Raw genomic sequence first — 9332 nt, forward strand, 5'->3', positions numbered from 1 at the left:
GGAGGTCTTCGAGGTGATGCCAGTGGCATCACTTGGGCGGCGGTGCCGAGGAGGTCTTCGAGGTGATGCCAGTGGCATCACTTGGGCGGCGATGCCGGAGAGGATTTCGAGGTGATGCCAGTGGCATCACTTGGGCGGCGGTGCCGAGGAGGTCTTCGAGGTGATGCCAGTGGCATCACTTGGGCGGCGGTGCCGAGGAGGTCTTCGAGGTGATGCCAGTGGCATCACTTGGGCGGCGATGCCGGAGAGGATTTCGAGGTGATGCCAGTGGCATCACTTGGGCGGCGATGTCGAAGAGGACTTCGAGGTGATGCCAGTGGCATCACGGCAAGTGCGTGAGGGGGCAGCTTGGATACCGCATCTAATAGCTATGGCAACGACGCATTCAAGAGCTACGCAAAGGGTTTTTTAAAACCCTTTAAGGGTAAGGGGGAGCTGATTAGGCTCCGTGACGAGCTGGAGGAGTCGGCAAGAGCGGCGCGGCAAGAGGCGATCGATATAGCCTCGCAGGCGAATGGGGGCTTGCTGAAGTCGACCGACCTCTGGCTGACCCCATGGGGTAAATCAGGCGTCCCTGCCAGAACACTGCAGTGGCGCGATAACAGGCAGAGAAGCATGGGGCTTTGGCTGCTGGAAACGTTCCTGGCTCGCGACGACATATCAGAGGCGATACGGCAGTCCGTCATCGATCTCGAGGTGCAGCGCTGCGTGTTCAATGCCAAGGCGGCCACGATCAACTGGTCGATCAAGCGAATCGGCAAGGCGCTGGCCGATATCGAGCATGCCGTCTCATTTCAGCGATAACGACCAAGGAGGAGACTTATGGGCACACGCTTCTACGGTGAGGGGAATATCGGCAGCGATCCGGAGGTGCGGACCTTCCCCGTGCGTGAGAACCAGCCGCCCCGCACGCTGCTCAGGCTCAATGTGCGATTCGATAACCTGGTCCCCAAGGACGGAGAGATCGTGGATCGTGGTGGCTTCTGGGCCGATGTGGAGTGGTGGCACCGTGATGCCGAGCGCTGGTCGCGACTGTACCAGCGGGGCATGCGGATTGTAGTAGTGGGCAAGATGGTTCAGGACAGCTGGGAGCAGAACGGCGAGACGCGCACGGCGTTCAAGGTACAGGCAGACCGGGTCGCTATCTTACCTCACCGGGTGGCTCAGGTAATCATGGATGCCCCTCATAGCCATCAGCAGCTTGTGGAGCAACATGCCAGCACCCCGGAGGAGCGCCAGGAAGGCTAGGGGGCGCTGTGTGGCCATGCACTACCTCAGCCCATCGTCAGAGGTGCCGGCTCTAACGGCACCCAGATGTTGCTCCTCCTGGGCGACGTCATTGACGTCGCCGATCTGATGGCCAGCTCTTAAAGGCGTCAATGCAAAGCCGTTTTACTATCGTTCCCTTTCTTGCTTCGCTCCCTCCCACTACCTTGCCATGCTGCCCTCCATGCTTATGAGGGAGGTGTGTCAATGCGTCTATTCCTATGCGAGAAGCCTTCGCAGGCCCGAGATATTGCCCGCGTGATCGGTGCCGGCCAGCGCAGTGAGGGCTTTCTGAAGGGCGAGGGGTGTGTCGTGACCTGGGGGTTCGGGCATCTGCTCGAGCAGGCCCCGCCGGAGCAGTACGACCAGGCGCTCAAGCGCTGGTCGCTGGAGGCGCTGCCGATTCTGCCTTCGACTTGGAAGATGGAGATCAAGAAGAGCGGCCGCAAGCAGTTCGGGGTGGTGAAGAAGCTGCTGGGCCAGGCGACCGAGGTGGTAGTGGCCACCGATGCCGACCGGGAAGGGGAAACCATCGCCCGCGAAATCTTGGATCACTGCGGCTATCGGGGGAAGGTCACCCGCTTGTGGCTCTCGGCCCTAGATGATGCCTCGATCCGCAAGGCCCTGGCCGGCATCAGGCCCGGCGAGGCGACTTACCCGCTATATCTGGCTGGCCTTGGGCGTAGCCGGGCCGATTGGCTGGTCGGGATGAACCTGACCCGGGCCTATACGGTACTGGCCCAGCGACAGGGCCATCAGGGAGTACTCTCGGTGGGACGTGTGCAGACGCCTGCACTGCGCCTGGTTGTGGATCGCGACCGGGAGATTGCCAACTTCGTTCCCCAGCCCTTCTGGGAAGTCGTGGCGCATCTGCAGGCGTCGAGCGGGACCTTTCAGGCGAGGTGGCGGCCGAGTGATGCCTCGATCCAGGACGCCGTGGGGCGCTGCATCAGCGAGGAAGCCGCCCGGTCGCTGGCTCAGCGAGTCACCGGGCAGCAGGGGCGTGTCAGCCACCTCGAGACGAGCCGCAAGAAGGAGGCGGCGCCACTGGTGATGGACCTGTCATCGCTGCAGCAGGAGGCTTCGCGCCGCTTTGGTTACGGTGCCCAGCAGGTACTGGATATCGCCCAGGCGCTCTACGAAGTCCACAAGGCGACCAGCTACCCGCGAACCGACTGCCGGTATCTGCCGGAGTCGCAGTACGAGGATGTCGAGCGCATCGTGACGTTGCTTCTGCACTCGGACGAGGCGCTGTCGGCGCTTCGCCAGCGCCTGGACACGAGCCGCAAGAGCCGTGTCTGGAACGACAGCAAGATTACCGCACACCACGGCATCATCCCGACGTCAGCCTGCGACCTGACCAAGCTGAATGATGCTGAGCGCAACGTCTACGACCTGATTCGTCGCCACTACCTGGCCCAGTTTCTGCCGGATCACGAGTATGATCGGACCGATCTGCGAGTGGACCTGGAGGGCGAAGCGTTTGTGGCCTCAGGGCGGCAGGTGCGTGTGGAAGGGTGGCGCGAACTCTTTCCCCGGGCGGCGGTTGGAGAGGAGGGTGAGGAGGAGCGGGAAGCGCCTCCGCTGCCGTCGCTTAGCGAAGGGGAGTGCTGCCAGGCCCGGCAGCTTGAAGTGCTGGACAAGCAGACGACACCACCCAAGCCCTTCACCGAGGGTACCCTGATCGCTGCCATGAAGCATGCCGCTCGGTTCGTGACCGACGAGCGCCTGAAGGTGCGTCTCAAGGAGACGGCCGGGATCGGCACCGAGGCAACGCGGGCGGGTATCATCGAGACGCTGCTGAAGCGGGGCTTCATCAAGCGGCAGAAGCGTGCCCTGGTCTCGACGCCGACCGGGCAGCAGCTGATCGATGTGCTGCCTTCCGTCATCACCAACCCCGGCATGACGGCGCTCTGGGAGCAGGCGCTGGATGACGTTGCGGCAGGACGCCTGGCGCTGCAGGAGTTCATGGGCCGTCAGGCCGGCATGGTGGAGAAGCTGGTGCAGCATGCGCGAGCGTCCACGGTGACGATGCCTCAGCCGAAGAGAAAGACGCCAGGAAAAGACGTCGGTAGCCGGCGCAAGGCGTCATCATCTTGACCCTAAGAGGGGTAGGCTCAATAATGAGAGCCGTACCCCGTTGGTTGCTGACGGTCATCACGCAACGCCCTTTGAGCGCCAACGCTCAATCCCCCAAAGTATTCGCACCTCGCGAGACGAGTACGCCCCATCCCGCCTATACGGCTCACACTGCATCATCAACAGTCGGGGTTCGAGGTTCATTAGTCCCAGGCCAGCTTGGTTGGTTGGCCACCTATCTCATACGACGACCGGCCTGCCGGCTACCTTGATCCAGGGTAGTGGGCAGGCCGGTTGACGTTTCCATGCTGGAAACGCCTGCCCTTCTGCGGAGCCCGCCGCATCACCAACGGGAGCCCTTTGTACAGGGATCTGTGCTTGATCGACCGAATGCGTCCGCGAAGAGATTCGGGTGCCACCGTGAGCGAAGCATGGCAACGAGGGACATGCCTTGGCTCCAGTTGCATGGCGGACATCCTGATACTTGTCGATACGGCGACGACCCTGTTGATGCCCTCTATGGTCTTCAATCCCAAGACGTGGCGTGCCGCGTCTTGCGAGTGAGGATATCGAGGAGATGCTGCCGAGCTGACGGGCAGCCTCCCAGTGTGCAAGTGCCGCCGCTGGCGGCCCGGTGGTCTCGACCGGCTCCAACCGAGACACCACAGGCACCCAGGCGTTTCAAGGGTGCGCCGCTTGGCGGCACGCCATTTCCCAAGGCCTCGAGCATCCCGAGACGAGGCCGCCCGCCAGGGCTGGATGCCACTGCTACCACCCATTCGGGGAGATGCCTCCCCAGGGGGGCGGACCCCTGGAATCTGGAGGAATGCCCCATGGCCACGATTGTTGACGACCACTTCATGGTCTGCGCCGACTGCCTGATGATCATCGCTAATGACGATGCCACCGGGCTGGATCACTTCCTGGATGAAGAGAGCGCAGCCGCCCGCGAGCGGGAGGTGCGTCTCTCCATTGCGGCAGCGCAGCGCGACGAGAGTTACATAGCCGTCGGCGATAGCGAGCGAGACGAAGAGTTCTCAACGGCGTCCTGCGACTGCTGCAAAACTACTCTGGCCGGCTCTCGGCACCACTGCGTGCTGATGACCTGAGCCAACGCCTGAATCTACCGCCCACCGGGGAAGCCATTCGACTTCCCTGAGGGGGCGAAGTGTTTCCCTGGGGCTCATTTGTATCCACCGAGGAGACACACATGAAGACCACTACTCACCAAAGTGCCACCACTGGCTTCTTCGACCTGCATATCACCGGCCTGGGCTACCTCAACCGAATCCGGCAGGTGAAACCGAAGCGTGGGGAAGCGTTCTGGGCATGCGATATCGCGGCCCTGAATGGCCCCGCAGACGATGTAGGCTACACTCGCTTCGACTGCCGAATCAGCGGCCGCGATGCCGAAGTGCTCGTCAAACGCTGCCGTCAGGCGGTGTACCAGGGCCGCAAGGTGCTGGTGGGCTTCAAGCTGGGCGACCTCTGGACGGACACCTTCGTCTACTCCAAGGGCGACAAGGCTGGCCAGACCGGCGTTAGTCTCAAGGCCCGCCTGCTGTTCATCAGCTGGATCAAGGTGAACGGCGAGATGGTTTACCAGGCGCCCCCCCGCGACGAGCCGGGTGCCAGCAACGTCAGATCCGCTGCCTCAGCGGAGCCGCCTGAAGCCGACAACAGCTACGCTGCTGCCCACGCGGGAGAAGCGGCCGGCTCCTTCGATTCGCCGGCCATGCACTGATCCACAGCGCTTCGATCGACCCTACCCTGGCGGGGAGTGACCCCGCCACGTCATGCCTCGGCACTGACGATTCCCAACCTGCGAAGAACGCCCCATTCCGGGGCGTTTTTCGTTTCCCCGCCTGATTACGCTTTCCAATCGACCCGCCCCCGCAAACCCGAGAACCTCCTGCCTCAACGCCATTGAATGGACCCCTTGAGGCAACGCATGCTCAACCTTTCCACCCTCTCGACCGCTGCGCTGATCGCCACCACGCTGCTGGCGGGCTGTGCGCATCAGCCGCAACAAGCTCCCGAACCCTCGAACGCCGACTCTCTGGTGCTTTCGCTGCCGTACTTCGACGTAGACGGCGAGCGGCATCGGGCCGTGGTCACCGGCCCCAACCCGCCGATGACCGAGGCCGTGACTCCGGACATTTACAGCGACGAACTGCCCTCCGTTGAGGTCATTCGCACCGGGCGTTACCAGCTGGTGGCCACTCAGGCCTCGCTGGGTCAGCGCTACCTCCTGGAGCAGACCATCGACGTGCGCATTCCGGCATCCATGACCACCACCGTGGAGGATGCGCTCCATCACACCCTGCGTCATACCGGCTATTCGCTCTGCCCCGCGCCAGGTCCCGCCCAGCGCACCCTCTACCGCAAGCCGCTGCCGGCGGCCCACTACCGGTTGGGCCCCATGCCGCTGCGCGAAGCCCTCCAGGTGCTGGGCGGAGACGCCTGGGAGCTGGAGGTCGACCCGGTGGCCAGAGAGGTCTGCTACCAGGTGCGGGATATCCGCTATGCGCCGGGGCACGGCGACGACAGCCGTGACGAGAGCAGCGTGACGGTGGCGGAGGTGAGCGATGAGTGAGCCCACCGAGCTGTCGCCAGACCAAAAGCCGATTGGTCCTGCCTCCTCTGCGAAGCACCGCGGTAAGCGAGGAGCAGGGAAGGGCAGCAGGAAGGCCCTCTATGGCCTGCTGGCGGTCAGCCTGGTCGGCGCCGTGGTGTCAGGGGCCCTGCTGGTGAGACCGGTTCCCGACGAGGTTCCGGTGGAATCCTTAGTGCAGTCCCAGATTCAGCAGGCGTTGCGGCCCCTGGATGAGAGCCTGTCACGAGTGGAATCAAAGCAGGGGGCGCTGGAGCAGCGCCTAACGGAGCTGGATCAGCGTCTCGAGCGAGCCGAGCAGCGAGAGCAGGAGAATGCCGCCGCCATCACCGCCGTACAGGCGCAGCTGGAACAGCGGGATCCGCTTGAGCTCCGCCTGGCCGAGCTGGCCAAGGCGCTGAGCCACCTGGATGGCGAGCTCAACCTGCGTGTTACCGCCCAGAACGAGCAGATCCAGATGCTGGAGGAGCGCCTAGAGCAGAGCCGACAGGCGGCGTCACGCCCCGCACCTGCCCGCCAGGCACCGCGGCCAGCGGCTCCGCCGTCGCCCCCGTTCCAGGTTACTGGCGTCGAGTCCCGGGGCGGGCGCCCCTACGTGGGCGTTTCGCCCAACGGTCAGTCCAGCCTGCGTGATGTCCATCTGCTGGGAGTCGGGGATCGTCAGGATGGCTGGGAACTGACGAGGATCCGAGGCACCCATGCCGTCTTCAGTCGCCATGGCCGTTCGGTCGACGTCCAGATTCCTTGAGGCCACCGGAGATCTCGCGATGATCACCAAGAAACCTGCTGTCTTGCCGGTTGTGACAATGACCCTTGCCATGACGCTGCTGGCCAGCCAGGCCGCTGCCCAGACCACCCCGGAGAGCCGCCTCGATGCCTCCGCCGTGATTCAGGAGGCGCAGCGGATGCTCGAGAGCGAGCGGACTCGCACGCGCACGGAGCAGGCCGAGGCCTGGAGGCTGACCGAGCGCGATTGGGAGCGCTACGAGGCGCTGATGGAGGGGCCACGGGGCGTCTGGTCGCCCAACCTGGATCCCATCACCGCACTCGGCGTCGAGGCGCGCAGCGCCGAGGAGCGCCGCCGCTATGCGGAGCTGCTGGTACAGGTGGAACGCGCCCGCACCGAGCGCGAGCTGGCGTTCCAGCGGGCCTATGACGCGGCTTGGCAGCGCCTCTACCCCAACGAGATGCCGGTGGATGAGTTCACGCTTAGGCCACGCAATGCCTTTCACTTCACCGATGAAGGTGCACTTCAGGCGCGCTTGACGGTGCATGTGGCAGTGAACGACTGCGAGCGTTGTGACAGCACCGTCCGCGAGCTGTTGGCCCAGGGCACGCAGATGGACATCTTCGTGCTCGACAGTGACGGCGACGATTCGGTGATACGTGATTGGGCGCGACGTGTGGGTGTGCCGGCCGACCGCGTGCGCGCACGCGACATTACCCTGAATCACGGACAGTCGGACCCCGAGCGTGGCATCGCCGTGGGGTCGCTGCCTCAGGTCTACCCGAGATGAGGGCGACGATATGGGGGCTGAAAGCGTATCGGCGCATGGTGATGGGCTGTGCCTTCGGCTGCAGCCTGGCGGTGTTGTCATCGCTGGCGAATGCCACCGTAGTACCGCCTGCGTACTTCGACGCCGCAAGCCTGCACCAGGTCCCGCCAGAAGTGCTCTATGCAGTGGCCACGGCGGAATCGGTAGTCAGCTTGAAGGTGGGGCGCCGGCCCTGGCCCTGGACCCTGAACGTGGCGGGGGAGGGCTTCCAGTTCGCGACCCGTGAGGCCGCCTGCGACGCCTTGCTGCTGGCTCTCGAGGAGATCCGCCTCGTAGACGTGGGGATCACCCAGCTTAACGTGCGCTGGCAGCCGCAGCTGTTCGGCGCCGGCAAGCGCTTTTCCCATCCCTGTGATGCCCTGAATCCCTACGCCAACCTGGAGGAGGCGGCCCGCCTGCTGCGCGGCCACTTCGATGCCACCGGCGACTGGGTGCAGGCGGCCGGGCGCTACCACCGTCCTGCTGGGGGAGAGCCGGCGGCCCGCTACCGCCGCATCGTTGCCACTGAGCTCGAGCGGCTGAAAACGTCTCGCCAGCGGCAGCTGGCGGCTAACTAAGGGAGGTTCCATCGATGATTCACTCTGCCCCCTATCGTTGCCCTTACTGCGGGGCACCGGCCTGGCGCGAGCCCCGCGAGATCGAGCCGCCAATGGACTACTGCCATGAAGAGGCCCATGGCTCCTGGGAGGAGTACCTGGGGGAGTGCGGTGAAGATACGTCGGGGGAGGTGCCTGATGCGTGACCGTCGCTGCCGAGCTTTACCCGCCTTGGTCAGTGGGCTCTTCGCGTTGCTTGCCGCCGGCGCCCAGGCGGAAAAGATGCCGAGCATGTCCCCGGCCGAGCGGCCTGCCCTGGAGGTGCTCGCCGATCATGGCGGCGAGCCGGCCCGCCCCTACTTCGTGGCCATCGGCATGGCCGACGTGCCGGAGGAGGAGGGCTATACCCCGGATACGCGTGCGCCGGTGCCGTTCAGCGAGGCGGATATGCTGCCGGTGACCAGCGAGCGGTTATCGCCCGGCGAGGTGCGCTTTCGTCCACTGGAGCTGCCTAGCCGCATGACGCCCTTCTTCCTGGTCGGTGACGATGCGCTGTCGCTGCGCTGGCTGGAGGCCCGCGGGGAGACCCTGCGTGAGCTCAACGCGGTGGGATTGATCGTCGAGGTGGCCACGCCCGAGGGGCTTGAGCGCCTGCGCGAGGCGGCACCGGGGCTCGAGCTGCGCCCCACGCCGGGTGACGACCTTGCCCAGCGGCTGGGCCTGGCCCACTACCCGGTGCTGGTGTCGGCTCAGGGGCTGGAGCAATAGGAGCGCGCAATGAACCAGACACACCCCCTGGAGGCGCTGCTGCGCCCGGCGGTAGAGCTCAACACCGCCCTGGTCTGCCTGGCCTGTGCGGTACTCTGCATCATGGCGCCCTGGTCCCTAGCCCTGTCGCCCAGCGTGGGCTACGGCATGGCGGCGGGCTTTGCCGCCTTCGGGCTGTGGCGGGCTCGGCAGGCCTGGATGGTGCTGCGCTACCGTCGCAACATGAAGCGCCTGCCGCGCTTCGCGCTGCGCAGCCGGCAGATTCCGGTTAGCCAGCGGCTGCTGTGGATGGGCAAGGGCTTCAAGTGGGAGGCGCGCCACACCCAGCGGCTGCATGAGAGCCAGCAGCCCCACGTGCAGCGCTATCTGCGCCCGGGGCCGGCCTACCGCCTGGCCCGTGAGCTGGAGAACCGGCTGGAGCGCCATACTGCCGGTCGGCCGCTGGTGAAGCTGTTCGCCGCGGATGTGCCCTGGAATCCGGTGCGCCCGCTGCCGCCGGTGGGCGGCATGGCA

At 65.0% G+C, this 9332-nt stretch carries 11 protein-coding genes and 1 pseudogene; all 12 read left to right on the forward strand.

The features are described 5' to 3' along the window. The first annotated feature begins 348 nt into the window (after positions 1 to 348). The gene (locus tag BLP96_RS18745; RefSeq protein ID WP_089689066.1) at positions 349 to 804 is read left to right on the forward strand and encodes a DUF3158 family protein; all 456 of its coding nucleotides are present in this window, start codon (positions 349 to 351) and stop codon (positions 802 to 804) included. Between the two features lie 18 nt (positions 805 to 822). Continuing rightward, positions 823 to 1248 (forward strand): single-stranded DNA-binding protein, encoded by a 426-nt coding sequence (locus tag BLP96_RS18750; protein ID WP_089689067.1) that lies wholly within the window; start codon positions 823 to 825, stop codon positions 1246 to 1248. Positions 1249 to 1473: 225 nt separating this feature from the next. Beyond that, entirely contained in the window at positions 1474 to 3366 is a 1893-nt protein-coding gene (locus BLP96_RS18755; protein WP_089689068.1) for a DNA topoisomerase III, read from the forward strand. An 812-nt stretch (positions 3367 to 4178) separates the two neighbouring features. Then, positions 4179 to 4454: a hypothetical protein gene (locus BLP96_RS18760; protein WP_089689069.1), complete on the forward strand. Its 276-nt coding sequence runs from the start codon at positions 4179 to 4181 to the stop codon at positions 4452 to 4454. Positions 4455 to 4555: 101 nt separating this feature from the next. Beyond that, entirely contained in the window at positions 4556 to 5089 is a 534-nt protein-coding gene (locus BLP96_RS18765; RefSeq protein ID WP_089689070.1) for an STY4534 family ICE replication protein, read from the forward strand. 207 nt (positions 5090 to 5296) lie between these two features. Further along, positions 5297 to 5941: a PFGI-1 class ICE element type IV pilus protein PilL2 gene (gene pilL2 / locus BLP96_RS18770; RefSeq protein WP_176761575.1), complete on the forward strand. Its 645-nt coding sequence runs from the start codon at positions 5297 to 5299 to the stop codon at positions 5939 to 5941. Further along, positions 5934 to 6707 carry a hypothetical protein gene (locus tag BLP96_RS18775; protein WP_089689072.1) on the forward strand — a complete coding sequence of 258 codons (774 nt, stop codon included), beginning with the start codon at positions 5934 to 5936 and terminating at the stop codon, positions 6705 to 6707. Before pilL2 ends, BLP96_RS18775 begins: the two co-directional genes overlap by 8 nt. Positions 6708 to 6765: 58 nt before the next feature. After that, the gene (locus BLP96_RS18780; RefSeq protein WP_176761576.1) at positions 6766 to 7476 is read left to right on the forward strand and encodes a TIGR03759 family integrating conjugative element protein; all 711 of its coding nucleotides are present in this window, start codon (positions 6766 to 6768) and stop codon (positions 7474 to 7476) included. Next, positions 7473 to 8072, forward strand: coding sequence for a lysozyme family protein (locus BLP96_RS18785; RefSeq protein ID WP_218118636.1), 600 nt, complete (start codon positions 7473 to 7475; stop codon positions 8070 to 8072). Before BLP96_RS18780 ends, BLP96_RS18785 begins: the two co-directional genes overlap by 4 nt. Positions 8073 to 8086: 14 nt before the next feature. Beyond that, the gene (locus BLP96_RS20190) at positions 8087 to 8257 is read left to right on the forward strand and encodes a hypothetical protein (protein ID WP_176761577.1); all 171 of its coding nucleotides are present in this window, start codon (positions 8087 to 8089) and stop codon (positions 8255 to 8257) included. Beyond that, positions 8250 to 8819 carry an integrating conjugative element protein gene (locus BLP96_RS18790; protein WP_089689074.1) on the forward strand — a complete coding sequence of 190 codons (570 nt, stop codon included), beginning with the start codon at positions 8250 to 8252 and terminating at the stop codon, positions 8817 to 8819. Before BLP96_RS20190 ends, BLP96_RS18790 begins: the two co-directional genes overlap by 8 nt. A gap of 9 nt (positions 8820 to 8828) precedes the next feature. Continuing rightward, positions 8829 to 9332: pseudogene (locus BLP96_RS18795) on the forward strand (type IV conjugative transfer system coupling protein TraD); the annotation flags it as partial.

Source organism: Billgrantia gudaonensis, assembly GCF_900100195.1.
Taxonomy (GTDB): Bacteria; Pseudomonadota; Gammaproteobacteria; order Pseudomonadales; family Halomonadaceae; genus Halomonas; species Halomonas gudaonensis.